Below are 18585 nucleotides of genomic sequence, written 5' to 3' on the forward strand. Positions count from 1 at the left end.
TGGCGTAAACCGCCCCGCAAGCCGGGCACTGCCAATCGGGGGCCGGGCTATCGCTTGGACGGAGGTGATAACATTTGGGGCAAATCAATCAAGCATCCTTTTTTTACTCGGCCACAATACATCCTGCCTTCTCAGAAAGAAGCAGAAATCGTAATCAATCAACATCAAGGCCCAACAAAAATCATTCAAATGCATCGGATGGTCTAACAATATTTGAGCGCACCGCATCAAGGCGCCACTCATCACAAAGCCCCAGCGCCTCCAGCTCCTTCAGGCTAACATTATATCCACGCTTCATATCCAAGCTTACATACTGAATTAACGGCAGTCGCTTGATCACACTCAAATCCAAGTCCAATACCTTGCTATGGAAAAGCATCAATATCTTCAAATTTTCCAGTCTCTCTAAACAAGTGATACTCTCCACCCCTCCTCGCAAATCGGCAGTAGCAAACTCCTCCAAAGTGCGCATACCAGCAACAAAATTCAAATTAAGCGCCCCCGAATAAGACGCCAAATGCAAATACCGTAATGACAAACCTTCTATCGCCTCAACCCCATGAAACCTAGTGGAATCCAAGTCCAAAAACTCCAAGTTAGTCAGCATTGCAATCGGAGCATGATCAAAAGGCCTTGAATTTCGTGTCATAGCCAGTTCTTTGAGCGTCTTAAACTGCGCAACTCCTGCAATATCGGAAAATTTGCTTGCAGCAAAGCGAAGCGAAATCAAAGAATCGGCAAATTGCACCTCAGGAATTGTGTCACCGTCATAACCGTACCAATACAAATGCTCCAGCCCACCACACTCAAGAAGCGACGAATAATTTCCATTCCAACTTACGGCACAGCGCTTTAGACTTCCTAGTCTTGCAAAGTTAAAGCTATGCTTAAACCTAACATCCAAGTCAAGCGACTTTAAATTTGAAAGTTGCTCGATGGGGTGCAAGTCAATCGGATCAACCAATATAACTTGAAGTTCATCAACACAATCAGCTATTTCATGCAAAAAATCAAGAGAACCACCCGACCATCCGTGTGCATAATTGATGAATAATCTTCGTACTCCGCACGCCCTAAACTGATCCGAGAAACCTGATTCCCAGTCGCCATCCACTGTTACAAAAACATTTTTTGACATCTCCGGAAAATGCGCAACCACCCCGCCTTTCACAGTAAAAAACTTCAAACTCGACATAGCAAACCTATTTATTTGGATTTGGAGGAAGGTCATACTGCGGCCGTTTCTTATCGGCAACGGCATCTACTTTATTAGCTAAATTTTTCTTTCCACCCAGCTCATCTATCCACTTTTGCTCCGCCTTCTTCAAATCTCGGGCAGTACCCTTAACCGTCTCCAGCACCTCATAAGCCCCGTCTTTCACTCTCGCGCCGTGCTCTTTGATACGCTGCTCTACCTCCCTAATCGTCTTTCCCACATATTCTTTATTTGCATATTTATCTACAAACTTATAAATGGTGCCTGCAATATCCTTTTTGCAGCCTTTGCCATTGTGCACCAATACACCATCCCCTCCAACAAAGAAGGTGTGTGCATTGGCCACTTCCAAATTGAAAACTGGCAACGTCTGCTGTTCGGTACGAATTTCGTCAATCGTAACCGTTCGCTCCGCATCTGAATCTTCGTCGCTTTTTAGCAGCAGCTTGCCGCCCTTCTTTAGCAGAACGGCGTCTCGCCAACCTTCTGGAGTTTTGAATGGATGCCCTTCGGTTGCGGTCAATTCCTCACCGCCATCCAGCATCAGATGAATCAATAGCTGTGCTTTTTTGCTAACAAAAATGTCAGAAATTTTCTCGTAGCTCAAACGCTGATCTCGCTTGGCCAACTTGCCCTTTTCTTTCCAATCCGACTGCGCCAAGACCTCATCACCAACCTTGAGTTCGGAGATCGGCTTCAACTCCACCTTCCCCAGTTGGGCATCTTTGGCCTTGGCTTTGGCCGGCTTAACTTGAACAAGCGTTTCTGCGGGAAAACTGTTAATCGCGCAAGGCAGATTATTAAATGCATCCCATGCACGCGTAGCCCATTTCCCCATCCATTTGAAAAGTTTTCCGAACGGAACGAAGCAAGTTAATGCACACTCTTTTGCCGAAGCTCCGAGGTTCTGGCACTCTCCCGAGGCGTAGTTAGCTGCGACATCGAATGCCATGCATCCGGCCACGCAGGTCCCATAAGCAATGGCTTCGCCAACGCACAAATCCTCTAGGCAAAGACCTTGCGGATCTCGACCCGATACGGGATTGCCGGATACGTAGGCATACTTGTTTATGCCCCCATCAAACCCGACCGGATCCATCGTGACGTAACGGCCAGTATTCGGGTCGTAATAGCGATGGAAGTTGTAATGCAGGCCGGTTTCGTCGTCCCAGTACTGCCCAGGCAACCGAAGATTGGACGTGATCGTAGGATGCTCGGCGCTCGCCGCCGGGGTGGTGATCGTGGCCAGCCCGAACGCATTGTAATTGGCGGCCCAGATAATGTTGCCAGCCTTGTCGGTGGCTTGCAGCGGCTTCGGCAATTCGTCGCCGTGGTAATACGCGACAACGGTTTGGTTGTTGCTGTTACGGGTTTTCGCAAACAACACGCCAGTGGTGAATGCACTGTCGGGCTCGACTCCGTATTGCGTGACCAGTGCTGTCGCACCAATGTTGCGCAAACTGCCGTCGGCGTTCAGGTCGATGTTTTGCTCGGCCTCGGCAATCAGTCCTTCGTCTGCGTACAGATAGTAGGTGCGCTTGGCCGGATTGAGCCAGCTACGCTGGCCGTCCTGATATTGGGTCTTCCAGATCCGTCGGTCGAGCGGATCGTAGCCATATTCGGCAATCAGCTTATCAGTGCCGTCGAGCACTGCCACCAGCCGGTTCTGCGTGTCGTAACGGTACTGGGTGATCTTGTTGCCCGGCTCGGTCTGTTTGACGAGGTTTCCGACTTCGTCGTAGCTGTAAGTCGTGGCGTTGCCACCGCTACCGCGTTGCAACAGCCGGTTATTGGCATCGTAAGTCCATGCGCCGCTGATTTTGCTGTGGGCAATGCGATTGCCTACAGCATCCAGTGTGAAGCTTTCCGTATCGGTGCCGAACAAGCCGCCGGTATCGTTCTGGACTTGCGTGAGCCGAGTCTCGTCGTCGTAGCTGAAGCTGCTGGCTTTGCTGCTGCTACCGTTAGCGGTACTGTCGGTGCGCTGGTTGGCCTTCAGTTCCTGCACCTTGCCGTAGGTGTTGGCGACGTCCAGTATTGTTTGCTGACCAGGGTTCTTAACTTTCAACGTTTCCAGACTCAGCAACCCGTCAAGCGTGCGCTCCTGCGTCGTACCGCCTGGCAAGGTTAACTTGGTCGGCGCCAACCATTTGAACTCGTTGATGCTGATCGTACCTTCGCCAGGCACCGTGACAGTTTCGATCCCCCCGTTACCGCTGTAACCGTAAGTGATGACAGTACCGTCAGGCCAGGTAATGCTGGTCTTGTAGCCCGCAGAGCTGTAGCCATACTCGAAGCTCAGGCTATAGCTACCGCCACCCGGCATCGGGTAGCGGACCGATTCACGGGTCTTGCGGCTCGCGTCGTCGTAGCTTAGGGTGCCGCTGGTGGTCTGTTGACCTGCCGGCCGCATCGCGTCGACATCGCTCCAGCTGAGCAGGTTGTCTTCTTCGTCCCACGTGTAAGTAGTGGTGCGATTCAGCGTAGAAGCATTGCGGTACTGCTTGACCTCAACAAGGCGATTAGCAGCATCGTAGCTAAAGCGACTGACATTGCCGTTGGCATCAGTACGCTGGCTTAGATTGCCTGCCGCGTCATAACCGTACTGCGTGGTCTGCCCCATTGGCAGGACATCTTTTACGATCTGGTTATTGCGATCATATTCAAACTTGCTAACCCGCCCGTTTGCATCGTTAATTTGCAGCGTATTGCCGCGCGCGTCGTACTGCGACTGCGTCTTGTTGCCAAGACTATCGGTAATTTCTATCAGGAGCCCCAACTCGTTGTAACGAAGGTAACGAGTCTTGCCATTTGCGTCGGTTTCGCTAGTAACTTGGCCACGCTTGTCATAAACAGCGCTGCTGACCAGCCCTTCTGTGCCCAAGCGATTCGGGTTCAACAACGTCTGCGTGGTCGGCCGCTCGCGTTGGTCGTAACGATTTTTCTCGGTAAAGGTCGGGTATTTGATTTCAGTGGGGTTATATAAGGCCCCTGGGGTGCCATCTGGAAGTTGGTAGCTAAATTGCGTGACATTGCCCACCGCATCGATCTGGCGAGTCAGGCGTAAATGGTTATCGAATTCCGCCAGACTAGTACGACCATCTTCATCGGTTTCTTCAACCAGCATGCTTTGCGTGTCGTATTTGAGTTTGGACTGTCCCCCGACCTGATTGACGGTACGCACATGGCGATTCAGTGCATCATAAGCAACTTGAATCGCCTTACCACGCGCACCTGTAAAGCCAGTCAGATTACCGACTTTGTCGTAGCTGTAGCTTTGGCTGCGGCCCAGTGCATCGACGGTTTTGAGCAAATTGCCATCGGCATCAACTTCAAACCGCGTGACGCTGCCGCGCGGGTCAGTGTATTGCACTAGGTTGCCTGCCCGATCGTAGCGGTATTGGCGGATGTTGCCTTCAGGGTCGGTAGACTGGTTGATCTGCCCCAGCACGTCGTAGCCCAGTTGCCAGATTGCATCCGGCGTCATCGTGCCGTTGGCCTCGGTACGCCCCTTGCGCGTGGCTTTGACGACCTTGCCTTGGCTGTTGACCTGGTATTCGGTAACGCGTTGCTCAGGCAAGCCGGCGGCTTCGATCTTCTTCAGCAGGTTGCCCTTGCCGTCGTACTGGTATTGGGTCTTGACGCCGAGTTCGTCGACCTCTTCGGTCGGCACCAAGTTGAGCGCGCTGTAGCTGTGCTTACGGCTGCTGCCATCCGGCAAATCGACCTGGGTGACCTGTTCGAACTCGTTCTTGACGATGCGGGCGGTAAAGCCGCGGGCATTAGTGCGCAGTTCGGCACGGGCACCGGTGTCGTATTTGACCTCTTCGTCGGTCTGGCCGTTGACGAGGCGGCGCACCAGCAGGCCTTGGCGGTTATGGGTTAGGTCTTCAACCCGGCGGCCGGCGGCGGTTTCGGGGCCGGTGATCTTGCTGGCGAACTGCTTGTTGACGTCGTCGTACTCGAACACGTAGTCGGTCACACCACCGTCCGGGGCGGTACGCTGGACGACGGTGTCACCACTGTAGGCGATCTGTTCGACCCGGCCTTCGGGATCGGTGATTTTGGTAATGTGGTTGCCAGCGTCGTAGTCGTAGCGGATGGTATTGCCGCGGACGTCAGTCACGGCGATCAGCCGGTTGGCGCCGTCATACTGGTATTTGACGCTGCGCGCCGGCAGGTCCTGGGCATTGCCGGCAATCGGGTAGTCGCGCACTTCGGTGAGCAAATCACCGGAGTAATGCAGGCTGAAGGCTACCCGGCCGTTACCGTCGACCGCGCCTGCCAACCGTCCTCCGCCGTCACGGGTCAGCCAGATGGTGTTGCCGTTCTTGTCGCCATAGGAGAGCACTTGTCCACGGGCGTCGTACTCGATCCAGTCACCGTCCTTGTGTACCCAGCGGAAGCCCTTCTCGACCGGTTTGGGAGCGAGCGCAACACTACCGCTTGCAAGCGCCGCACTATCACCCAATCCGGCGGCGACACGCGTAGCCGTTTTCTCCATAAAGGCACGCGCGCTGAACATGAAGCGCTGGTTGTCGCCAAGGTAGAGCTCGCTGCCGCGCCGGAAGGCTTCGTATTCGAAGTTGGGTGATGAAATCCCGCCGCCCATGCACAGCGTGGCGTAGTCGACGCTGACCTTGGCCGCGACCGGGTAATCGGCGACATTGTCACCCATCGCCCGATTGAACGGCATCGTCCGCTCCGCCGACATCTTGCCGACCGGTGCACCACCGACTGTGACAGTACCACCGGACGGCTGCCAGTCCTCATCAACCCACACCGAGCAGCCGTTTTCGGCGCCACCGCCGATGGTTGTCCCAACCCCGCCCGTCATGTTCTTCCAGGATTGGGAGAGGCTTTCCCACTGGGGATTGAACTTCCACTCCTGGCCGTCCCACTTGCGCTGCCAGCGCACCGGTCCGGCCGGACTTTGCACCCGCAAATCCTCGACCGAGATGTTGGCATAACCGTTCGGCACCGTGACAGTGAGGCCGGAAACGGCGAGTGTCGGAGGCGCCATCAGGACCGAAATGGCTATCGCCATTCCGGCCACACAGCGCCTAGTCGTGGTAAACCAAGCCCAAAACCGTTTCAAATGCATGGCAATCAACTTGTTGTTATTCATTGCTTTCTTGGTCATTTGCATTGCGATTCGCCATCACCTTTCGGCACGAACACGCACTTTTTGCCCTTCATCTTCAGCGGCGTGCTCTTGCCACCGCCACCAAAGCCACTGTAGCCGCCGATGCTGACGGAGCTACCACCACCACCACCACCGCCGCCCGACCCGCCACCGCATGTACTGCTGCTAACGGAGAACCAAGCTGTCGAAGCACCACAATTGGAACGGTTGCCGTTGGGGCAGGTGTACTGGCAGCTAACGTTCATACTGTTGCTGTAGTTGTAACAACCGCCACCGGATGCAGAACCGCTGCTGGCAGCGATATCTAGCGGTTGTAGCGCCACTACACGATATGGAATGGTCACGCGCTGTTTAGCACTCAATGTCGATGGTATTTCGGTCAGAAATTCGTAGCGGAAGTAACCATCGCTCTTAGGCAGATGCTGTTGCACGTTGTCGGCACGAATCAGCCCATAGTTGGTCAGGCTCAGTTCGCCGTAATACACGTCTCCCGCGTTCATCTTCGGCAGGTTGACGCTGGTGGGCTGCATCATGACCACGGCAGCGGGCACGTCGGTTTCAAAAGTCGCATTCAGGATGATGTCGTAGCGATCCTGGATGGCGATCTCACGTACGCTCCATTCCACCGTGATCAGGTTGTAGTCGAGGAACACCGGTTGGGTGTACGTGATCCCCGGCTTGATCTGCAGACGACCGCCGACCTCCTGATGGTTTGCCGCCTTGGCGCGGAACTTGTAGCGGCCAGCCGGCAGGCTCTGGAACAACGCCTCACCCATGCTGTCGGTGACCAGTTCCTGTGTCACCGTGGTCACGTCTTCGTTCTGCAGCGTGATCGTGGCATTGACCAAGCCCGGAATCAGCTTGCCGGCCTTGTCGACCGTCGCGGTGTAGATGTCCGAGGCCTTGAACAGCACATTGCCCTTGCCCGACTGCGTCACACTGGCATAGACGTTGAGCTGTTGCTGCGGCACGTTATCGCCCTGCACCTGCAGCTTGAACTCGTACACGCCCTCCGCTGTACCGGCCGGCGGCGTGAAGCTCAGATCGATCGAGCGCTTCTCGCCCACGGCCAGCGTACCGTTAGCCTGGCTGGCAATGCTCACCCACGCCGGTGCGGCACCACCATCGGCACGCGTCAGCGTGAACTGCAGGTTCAGCGCATCCTGCAGGCCCTTGTTCTCGAGCACGAACGATTCAACCTGGCTCTCGCCCAGCCCCAAGCCAGTCTCGACATAGCTCGGCGTGCTGGTCAGGTACGGTTTCGCTTCAGAGAGCGTGTAATTCACCATCACCTGGCCCAGCGGTTGCGGATGCTCGTCGCTGACGACGTTGAAGATCAGGCTGCCGCTTGGCTGCGCACTGTTGTTGGCGGTGAAGACTGCTGGCACGTTCAGCGTCTGCCGCTCGGCCAACGTCACCGGCGACGGCAACTGCACGCTTACCCCGGCCGGCACCTGACCGGTCGGCTGGCTGGCCGGGTCCAGTACCAGACGCAGATTGCGGGCGGCCGTGCCGACACCAGCCTTGGCGGTGAACGGAATCGTGAACGGGTAGTTCTTCGGTACGTCGAGCTTGTACGGCGTAGGGCCAACCGTCACGCGATTGATTGTGAAGGACTTCTGCTCGGTCCGGTCGGTCATGTCCGGGTGGACCGCGCTGACCTTGTACAGGCCGGCATCGGTCAGCGTCGGCTTGAAGGAGTAGCTGAAACCGCCGGTTGCATCGGTCAGCACCATGAAGACGCGCTCGAAGCCCTGCTGGTTCAGCACCAGCTTGAGGCGCGAGTTCGGTAGCGGGGCCTTGGTGCTGCGGTCCAGTGCACGACCGGCGATCACGACATCCTGATCGCCGAACGAGCTGATCGGGCTGACATCGGTCACTTCGCCGATATAGGCGGTATCGAGCAGCGAAACGGTTTTTTCCGAACCACGCCCCGGAATGGTGACTTCATCATCCTGGCCCGAGTGGTAACGCAGTTTGTCGACTTCGAGCTTGACGCGAATGCTGTTCGGGCTCGAGTTCGGCACGTTCACAGCAAACACGTCGGAGACATAGCTGCTGCCCGCCGGAATGCGCGCCACGGTCTGGCCATTGATCAGCGTGACGACATTGGCGCCCAGCGACTGCTTGTACGGCTGCGTCGCCAGCACGTTGCCATCGGCATCAAGGATCTTGAAGCGCAGCTCGGACGAATCACCGTTGCCGTTGTTGGTCGCGGTCAGCAGTTCGACATCAACGTCTGTAGTGTTCTCGATACTGAGCTTGAGTTTGCCGGTCGCACCACGCGTGAATTCATCGGTCGACATACCGACCACCAGCGCACCATCGGTGACATCGACCGCCTGGTTACGCGCGATCTTGACCAATTCGCCCTCATTGGCGGCAATCTCGACACCAACCTGGGCCTGTGCATTACCCGGCAAATCGGCATAGCCACCAACGATCACCGGAATCAGCCGGGTCTCGTTCGGCGCAAGGCCAAACGGCTCGGAACGGTGATCCTTGAACTGGCTTGCATCCTTGTTGATCGGCAGGCGCACGTCGACGCGAACGTTGTCGACGGCGCTGCTCGAGGTGTTCACCACCTGGACTTGCAGCTTGTTCATCACCCCGCGTTTGATCGGCAGACCAGACGCAATCTGCGTTGCAACATTCGGCAACAACAGGCTGCGCGGCATTTCGACGCCATTGGCATCGACCGTGGCGATGGTGTAGCGACGCTCGCCTGCGGTGTAACCGGAATCGGTAAACCGGGTCGACGACGTCGCGTTCGGCGTGAGCTTGGTTTTGTTGTCGTCCGGGCCGACATAGACCAGATAACCGGCTACGTTGCCATTCGGTGCGCTCCAGCTCACCACCGGCAATTCGTTACCCAGTTGCTCGATCTTGAGGTTACGGACCGGCAGCAGGCTGGCGTTCAGGTAGGCCGAGTTGGAGATCGCCGACTCGTTGCCCGCCGCATCCAGCGCCGTGACCACGTACGCGCCTTGCGTCGGCGACGGACTCGCGTCCAGCGCCAGCGTTTGCTTGATGCCGCTCTTCAGCGCGGTCAACCCCTCGACGCTGCCGATGCTGGTGCCAGTGGCGCGATACAGCTTGTAGCTGTCGACCTTGCTTGCCAGCGGCGCTTGCCATTGGGCGACGATGCCTTGACCGGTCAATGCCAGCGTCAGGTTCTGCGGTGCACCCGGTGCATTGGCACTGGCAACCACATCAACTGCGGCACTCTGACCGGACAGCGATTCCTGGCCGTTCGACTGGCGCACCGTCGCCAGCGCGTACTTGTACGCCCCGTCTTGCGACGTCTGATCCAGGTATTCGACGCCATTGGCACGCACCAACGCTTGCAGGCTGCTCTGACCCGGCGCCTGGCGATACAGCTGGTAAGCACTGGCGCTATCCACGGCCTGCCAGGCCAGCTTGACCTTGCCACCCGGCTGCGCCTTGGCGCTCAAACCGAACGGCGTGCCCAGCGGCGGCAGCTCGCCCTGATAAATCTGGAAGCGGTTATAGGCCGAGACCTTCGTCGACACGTTGTCCAGATCATCGCTGGCCTGAATGCTGAACGACAGGAATTCAGGCGCGCCCAAGCCTGCATCGCTCGGCAAGGTCACCGTACCGCGCCACGTGGTGGCGTCGACGGCGGTCAGCCCACCCAGCGCGACCGCACTGCGAACCGGCCCGGACAGCAAATAGCTCACCTGCGGCGTGCCCTTGGTCGGCTTCGAGAATGTCAGGGTGACCTGAACTGGTTGCGCTGCATCGTTCTTGATCGGTGCGGATGGATTGACGGCGATGCCGGTCAATTCCGGCCCGGCTGTATCGATCTTGAGCGTGGCACCGCTATCAATATCAGTACCACGGTTGCCGACCAGATCGCGGGCCGAGAACAGCACATTGGCAGTCCCTGCCGGTGTGTTGGCATCGACGACGAAGGAACCGGTGTAGGTTGTGGCATCGGTCTTGCTCAGCTCGACCGTGATCGGCGCCCCGCCCTGCGGCACGATCGCCAGATACGGGTCGGCCTGCAGCGCTTCATTGAGCTTCAGCGTCACGCCCACCTTGCCCTGGCCGAAACGGCCACTGCTCGGGTCGACTTTGCCTTGTGGGTTGAAGGCCACCGAGAGTGCACGCGGAGCCGTACCGTCCGACACGACTTGGGCCAGCTCTGTCGGCACCGACGGCGTACCGGCACTGTTCACGGCCACGACGCGGTAGTACCAAGTCCCATCCTGTGTCGGCAGATCGTCATAGACCGTCACTGCTAGCGGAGTGCGATTCAGTTTGGTCGCTTCGGCCGTCGTCGCAAACGAAGCTGCGGCACGGTAGAGGTCATAACCTGTCGTGTTCGGATCGGTCGATTTCGTCCAGGTGAGGCGGACCTTGCCCGAAACCTGAGCAACGGCAACCAGATTGGACGGGCTCACCGGCACTGTCACATCGAGTGTCACCGGCAAGGCCACCGACAACGCACTCGTCCCCCATTGATCGGATGCCGTCGCCTGAATCTGGTTGCTGCCCGGGACCAATGTGACCGTGGTAGAGAACTTGCCGTCATTCCCGGCCACCACAGCCCCACCCGCAGACTGACCATTGGTCAGAACCTGTACGGAGTTGCCTGCCGGCGCAGTGCCAATGACCTGCAAGCTGGCATTTCGCGTCACCGTGCCAGCAGCCGGACTACTCCAGCGCGGCGCATCCGGTAACTGGTGCGCGACGTTGACGTTGAAGTTCTGCGTGCTGACGTTGTTCAGCGAATCGGTCGCACGAAGGCCGAGCACATGTGCGCCATTCAACACGTTGCTGATATCCAGCGTCACCGAATAGCTACCAACACCGGAAGCAGTGCCAACGGTGGCACCATCCAGCAACAGCTCGACCTTGGAGACGCCGCTGCGATCGCTGGCATCCAAAGTCAACGTGCCATTACGGGTAATGCTCCCACCTTCAGCAAGCACACTACCGTTATATTTCACGCCTGAAATCGTCGGCCCCTGCTTATCAGGCTCGCCACCGGTGACAGGCTTCATGAGGCATTGTTTGACCGTACCAACAAGCGGATCGCCAAAGACTGCATTCGTGCAATCAACGCCACCGCCAAAAACCTTCGGCGTGGTAAATACCCCGTTGGCGCCATAAATTACCAACGCCTCACCCGCGAACGAACAACGGCCATTTTCATCAGCGCATTTTGTATATTTGGGCTCAGCACTGACTGTTACTGGGCGGGTCTGTTGCGTTACGCGACCAATCGCATCCGTTGCCTTCACTAGCAAGACATGATCACCAACCGTGACCGATGCTGGATCCCAAGGAGTAGAGAACGGTGGTGTTTTTTTGCTAGCGACCAACTTATCGTCGAGGTAAAACGAAACATCTGCGATACCGGCCGCATCGGCTGCATCTGCAACCAAAGAGATGGGCAGGGTTAACACACTACCCGCGGCAGGGTTAGTAATCGTCAGACTTGGCGCTTGCGTATCCACCAATACGGAGCCAGCCAGCGCAGCTGTAACAACCGTTCCTGCTGTATCGCGGAACTGCACCGAAATGGCTTTGGGACCATCACCATCCGAGGTGACAAAATCTACCGTTGCGCGGCTATTAGGTAACGGCTTGAACGAGACACCGGCAAAAGCGCCGCCTTCGGCAATTCGATATTCCGTCGCGTTGACGCATGAAACATCTAGCGACACATTGTGCTGTTCAAAATACTGTGCTGGGCTCGTCAGACGTACGCTTGGATTCAACAGCGGTGCGGCACTCAGATAGGAGCCATATTTGACTCCCGCTGAAACGGCATCACCCTGGCCCTGAGGATTGGCAATACTGTCCTTCGGGCCGGTACTGTGCCCCCACCAGTTACCCGTAGCCTGAATGATCGAAGTCGGTGTTTTGTTGTCGATGGCCTTGCTGCTGTTACCGACAAACTGAGTACTGCCAATCACCGGCAAACTTTGGCCGTCGGCCATCAGCCCGACTGTATTACGCGAGAAGTTCGACCCAGTTACTGAGGGTGAAGCACCATCAAGCAATGCAAGGCCAATATCGTTATCGCTGATCTGCACGTATTTGATTTGCGGGCTGACGCTGCGCAGCGTCAGCGCAGCGCCATTGCCCACATAACGGATTTGCAGGTCTTCCAGTGTAAACGCACCCGAGGTACTGGCCGACTTCTCAAAACGCACACCACGCCAATCCCCCGGCGCAGGTGATTGTGGATTGGCAGCACTTTGACCACCAACCGAATCATCCTTTGCGCTAGTCAAAGAAACACCTTTCCCGAGCGTCAGGCGATCTCGGGCCACCAATTGCGCATCACCGCCGAATTTGACTACAACGCCATCCTGAATGGTCAGGTCTGCTGCATTGCACAGCGCCATCATCAGCGCCAATCCAACCACCGAGACTGCATATCGATGACCAGCGTACGAGCCTACGCCAGACACGAGATCGCTCCCGGCTTGAAGCATGGGCTTGCCGGACTGATGGTTGGATTTTGGTTTCATGTTCTTGGTCAATACGTATTCAAGTGCAACAGGCACATGCCATCGACACGACAAACCACCCGGCCATGCAAATAGCCGGGTGGTCAATGCCGAAATCAAGACGCTGGATTAGCCAACAAAGCCGGCGGCCCGAAGTGCGGGATAGGACACGTCGTAATACTTGCCACTGGCCGTGACCAAACGGGCTTTCGTTTCACCCGCCAGCGCAACGGTCACCTCGACCTTCTCCACCGTTTCGTTCTTGGCGAAGTGCGACAAGTCGATCGAACCCGCAACCACCACCGTATATGTAGTTGTTGCTTGCAAGGTGCTTGGGCCTTGCGGCAAGGTCACCGACACCGTGGCACTCCCGGATGCCGTCGAACCGGCAATCGCCGAGCTGATCACCTCGGTCGGCTGACCGTATGCTGGGACCACGCGCAGCAGCACTGTATTACCAGCCGGGACATTGGTGGTCTGGAAAGTCACTTGCACCGGATTGGTCGTGCTCGCCGGCAAGGTCACGTCGGCATTGCCGGTCGGATTGGCCGGCACGTTCTGGCCACTCACGGAGGCAATACGAATCGCCGGCACATCGGCGATGAAAACCGGGCCGGGTTTGTCGACCGCATAGGTCGGTTGAGACGTGCCATTGAACGTTACAGCCTCGCCTTCAAACCGGATTCGTCCGACCGAACCGCCATAGCCATTTGTGTTACCCGTCGAATCACAATACTGCCGACGCGAATTGTTGTAATTGATGCAGCCACCGTTTGCATACACTCCACCATTCCCAGCGATGGTGGTCGCCACAAGGCGAATTGCTCCGCCGGAGCCGCCTGCGCCTTGGCCACCGACATCCGTGCCAGCTACTCCGCCGGCATCGCCGCCGGTCGCATCAATTGTGCCCGTCAGTGTAATTTTTCCAGACGAGGCCAACAAAATGCCGCCGCCGCCGCCGCCGCCGCCGGAGCCAGGGAAATTCTTGCCGCCACGCCCGCCACCACCACCAGACCCACCAATTAATGGCTGCAGCAGTGCAGATCCGTACGACTTACCAAATGTTTTAATTGCATTCACACCACATTGGTAAGCGGCATAGTACGCATAGGCTGCTGTCGCATAGCCACCGCCGTTTCCGACGTAAGGGTAGTAGCTATAACCATTTGCACAACCATTCCCCCCCTCAATCCCTCCCGGCCCTCCTCCCGGTCCCAATCCTGCCCCACCACGAATAATTTCAGCCCGCAGCGCCGCGTCTTCGCGTCCGCCACGCCCGCCATCGTATCCGCCAGGGCCACCGGAACCAGGCACACCATCATCACCCAATACGCCATCGCCGTAGGTACCAGTCGCCTTGGCGTCCAGACCGCGAATATCAATCGTGCCGGCAATCGACACATCGCCGCTGGCGAGGATAAACACCGGTGTATTGGCCGAATTTTTCTTGAACTTTACAGTTACACCCGTCGGGATATTTACCGAGGTGTAGTTCAAGACGCCCGAAGGCGGCAGTTGAATTTCAGTATTTACCGTCGGATTCAGCGCGCCATCGGCACCTGTACTGCCGCTGTTAAAGGCTGCCATTGCGGATGCACTGGAAAATGCCGCCAATAGCAGGACTACAAGAGAGCCCATTCGGGCAGGCTTCAGTCTCGAAGCAGAAGAATTCATGAACATTTCCTCAAAGCACAATTACAAATAAGTCAAATTGGACAAACCGCATCACGACCCAATCACTGGGGAACAACCACACTCACCGAATTGGCTGGCGTCCCTTCGACCGAGGTCATGCCGCCAGGTACTTCCAGCTGAATCACCCTGCCACCCAAGGTGGCATCTGCATCAACGGTGACAGAGGCCGTCAGCATTTCGCCAAAATTGTCTTGCGACCAAACCAGCTCGTAGATCGACCGAACCCCATTATTCGGCGCAAATGAGATGCCAGTTACGCCTTTCAGGTTTGAGCCACGTACCGTCAGCACGGTTTGCTTGCCACGCTCGAAGTTCAACGGCGAAACCGAGGCCATTGTCGGCAAGCTGCCAATGCCGAACGCGGTATTTCCAAGGACTGTGGATGCGATGCGCCTGCCGCTTGCATCGGCCAAAATCACCGTCCTTGTCGTTTGCGATGCATCCGGCGCCACGGACACCGGTACGGTCAGGCGCGCACCGCCTTCCGAGCTCTGGAAATCGCCCAAAATAATGCCCGTCGACGGTGAAACCGAAACGGATGTCACTGCATCCAGGCCATAGCCGGTAATCACCACATTCGCAGCACCGCCTTGCAATACGCCACTCGGCGAAATGCCGTTGGTTGCGCTACCGACAATCACGCCAATTTGGCTGGCGGCCAGCGTGCCCGTGAACGACACCTGTTCCGGCGGAATGGACTCACCCACCATGACACCGACCAAATCGGAAGCCAGCATCACGTCACTCTTGATCTGTGCAACTTCGCCGACAAGTACACCCACAAGCGGTGCAGCAATGCTGGGGTAGCGGTTACCGACTTCCTTGGCGATCTGCAGGGTATTGCCCGGGCGCGGTGTCGCACTCGAATCCCCGGCCGGGGTCGTAACGATGACCGTTCTTTGGCCACTCTGCGCCTCTGCGGCAGCGGTGACATTGAACTTCAGCAGCGTGCCTTCCGCATCGGTTTCAAACGGTCCCGAAATGCTCAGCCCCTGTGACGGCTCGATACGGATCGCGGAAACGTTGAGCAGATTCTTGCCACGAACCGACATCACCGCGGTGGCTTGACCTGCCTGCACCACTTGCGGATCAACCGATTGCAACTCGGGCAATGGCGCCGATACCAGGAACTGCCCGTCGGTGACACGGGAGAACGTGATCGGTTTATCTTGCGCAGTCAGCACCAAGCGGCGGAGACCTAACGTCGCATCTGCCGCGACACGCACGGTGAATCGCAGCTCGCTCCCCTCTGCATTACTGGTCGGGGAGCCCTGCAAGCTGATACCCGTCGACGGCACGAAGCTCACGGCACTGACGCCCTGCAGCCCGGAGCCACGTACCGTCACCTGCGTGTCGGTACCGATCACCCCGGCATTCGGTGTCACTTCGGTCGCACCTGCGCCAAAGAGCACGCCAATCTGATCCGAGTTGGGATCGAACTGCAAAGGCTTCGCCGGCGGACCTGCATCGCCAACAACAACGCCAACCGCGGGCGAAATAATCGGTGTGACCGAGCTACCCAGTGCAGATACAACAGTCAGGCTATTCGCTTCACCGGCTTGCGACGAAGAGAGACCTGCAGGCGTCGCCACCTGGATCAACTGGACTCCCAACGGCGCATCCGCGGCAACTTCCACAAATGCGGTCAATTTGCTGCCGTCTGCAGCAATCTCTGGCTGCGAATCGAGCTTCACGCCGGCGCCGGGCGAAGCCTTAAGGCTCGCCTGCTGCAGATTTCGGCCACGGACTTGCAACTTGATCGTCGAACCGCGAACAGCAAACAGCGGCTCAATCGATTCAACAACGGGCAGGCCGGCCATCAGGTCAAACATGGCTTGGGATGGGTCCGCAAAGACCAACTCCTTACCCGCAGCATCCTTCACAACCAGGCGACGCTTCCCTGGTACAGCGCCGTCAGCCGGCGTGAACTCAAACCGGATCTGCTCTCCTGCCGTATTGACTGACACATTTCCAACCGTTACGCCGGCACTCGGCGACAACGAAACCTGTGCATTCTCCGGAATTCCAAAACCGTAAATGACGTGGTTCGATTTCGACCCCACGATACCCGCAGCAGGAGAAACGCTTCTAAGCACCGCGCCCAAAGAAACCCCTACATTGGCATCTTGTATAGATACTTGTTTGGTCACAGGAGCCACGACACCCTCAAGCACAATCCCCACCGGCATCGCATATGCCGTGTTGGCACCACGAAAATCAGCAGTAATGAAGAGCGGTACACTGATCCGTTGCAAAGTACTGGAGTCGGCAATCAAACTCACCGTTCCGTCCTGCTTGGGGGTGATGCTGATCTTGGCAGTGGTTTGCCCAGCGGGAATGACCAATGTAGACGGTGATACCGTGGCTTTGCTGGGGTCAGAAATTGACAATGACAAGGTATGGTCGCGGAAATCAGCCTTGGCAAGACGAATGACAATGTCCCGCGATCGACCATCTGGAGGCAGTGCAATGGGGGTTGGCTCGATCGAGACCGCAGGCGGAATTGGCGCTTGAATTGTCAACGTAGTGGCATTGGAAATAAGGTATTGTCCCAGATGAGCAAAGTCTGGATTACGAGCCTGAACTTGCAACGAGCCAGCCGCCGTTTGATTTGGCAGCGTCGCGTTCAACTCGCCCGCGCTGATATAGGTGGTCGGCACCGATGCGGAATTGATCACGACCTCAGTTGCAGCAGTAAAATTACGCCCCAAAACAGTAAGTTGTATCAGGCCACTGCCCGCCAATACGGTCGTGGGCTGCAAGCTGCTGATATTCGGCGTAGGCGGTACGATTGTGACTGCATTGGCCACGACAATCTCGCCAGCATCAGTCAAGAAGCGTAGTTCGCGCTTGCCTTGTGCGGCATCAGGATCTGCCTTCAACTGGAAAAAGGCTTGGCTCGCGGAGCCCCCAGAAAACGGCGTCAACGACAAACCAGCACCGTCGAAACGAGCCTGAGTCAGGCCATCCAGGCGCCCGCCCTTGACTGTCAGGGTCACCACTTGACCTTGTTCAATGCTCGCCGGGCTGACTTCTTGGACAAACGGCGAAGCACCGACTGAAACAACGCCAGTCGGCACGATGTACGGGATCCCCTTGATCCCCCATTTGATGCTCTTAGTAATATCCCCGGATGGAACCGCTACCCCATTCAGCGTGTTGCCGCTAGCCTTGTTTCCCATCCCAGTTGGTGATGCGGCCAAGTCGATGCTAATTGCTGCTCCCAGCTGATTTTTAATCGTCAAATAGTTAAAGGCCGGTGCGGAACCATTGACGATCAAGCCACTGCCATTCTCAAATTCCACATAGTTTAGCGACGTGTTGACAGTACCCGCACCAAATGTCCATTGCTTCCAATCACCAGGAGCAGCAGCCTGCCCCAACAAAGTCTTTGCAGAAAGTACGCGAATCGGGTTTTCAGCCGTACCCTGTGCCTGTATTCCACCAGCCAGAACCGAAATTCCGGTGTTATTGCTCATATACACGCTAACGCCAGGATCAATCGTCAGCAGCGCCCCGTTCTGTATGGCAACGTCAGTGGTAACAACGTACGGACTGCCATCCATACTCCAACGCGTATCCGCATCAATAACACCAGATACCGTCGTTTGTGCCGCCAACGCAACGCTGCCAGTCAATAGCCACGCAAGTACAGATATGCAGAACGCAAGATGACGAAAAATAATGGACACACAGCTTCTACCCGCACGCGATGGCCGCAAGATAGACATCGTAGACATAGGGATTCCAGAAACCGGTCGATTCAGAATGGGGGACATGAGGAGTGCTGCGTGCAATCTTGTTGATTATTATTCGATCGACAGAGCCAACCCTGGCTGGCGGGTATTTTTCAACGAAATCCTGGCGACGATGCTGCGTAGCTGCGCCATCCCCACGGCTGGCAACGCAAGATGAAGCAGGTTTTTGGTCAACCGTTTGGTACGCAGGGAACACAGTTTGAATGTCACGCCGATTTGGCGAGACAGGAGTGCACAAGACCTTTGCCCCATCAAAGGCACTCCCTCGAGAACTCGACGTCC

Annotated in this window: 5 protein-coding genes; all 5 read right to left on the reverse strand. The window is 56.7% G+C overall.

Annotated features, from left to right (window positions below):
• Positions 1–181: 181 nt before the first annotated feature.
• Positions 182–1231 carry a hypothetical protein gene (locus BJP62_RS18265; RefSeq protein ID WP_145927094.1) on the reverse strand — a complete coding sequence of 350 codons (1050 nt, stop codon included), beginning with the start codon at positions 1229–1231 and terminating at the stop codon, positions 182–184.
• On the reverse strand, positions 1203–6365 hold the full coding sequence (locus BJP62_RS03995; RefSeq protein ID WP_070526814.1) for an RHS repeat-associated core domain-containing protein: 5163 nt from the start codon (positions 6363–6365) through the stop codon (positions 1203–1205). Before BJP62_RS03995 ends, BJP62_RS18265 begins: the two co-directional genes overlap by 29 nt.
• On the reverse strand, positions 6356–12871 hold the full coding sequence (locus BJP62_RS04000) for an Ig-like domain-containing protein (protein ID WP_168163786.1): 6516 nt from the start codon (positions 12869–12871) through the stop codon (positions 6356–6358). Before BJP62_RS04000 ends, BJP62_RS03995 begins: the two co-directional genes overlap by 10 nt.
• A 108-nt stretch (positions 12872–12979) precedes the next feature.
• Entirely contained in the window at positions 12980–14524 is a 1545-nt protein-coding gene (locus tag BJP62_RS18620) for a hypothetical protein (protein WP_168163787.1), read from the reverse strand.
• A gap of 62 nt (positions 14525–14586) precedes the next feature.
• Positions 14587–18237 (reverse strand): IPT/TIG domain-containing protein, encoded by a 3651-nt coding sequence (locus BJP62_RS17845; RefSeq protein WP_168163788.1) that lies wholly within the window; start codon positions 18235–18237, stop codon positions 14587–14589.
• Between the last annotated feature and the right edge of the window lie 348 nt (positions 18238–18585).

The organism is Jeongeupia sp. USM3 (genome assembly GCF_001808185.1).
GTDB lineage: Bacteria > Pseudomonadota > Gammaproteobacteria > Burkholderiales > Chitinibacteraceae > Jeongeupia.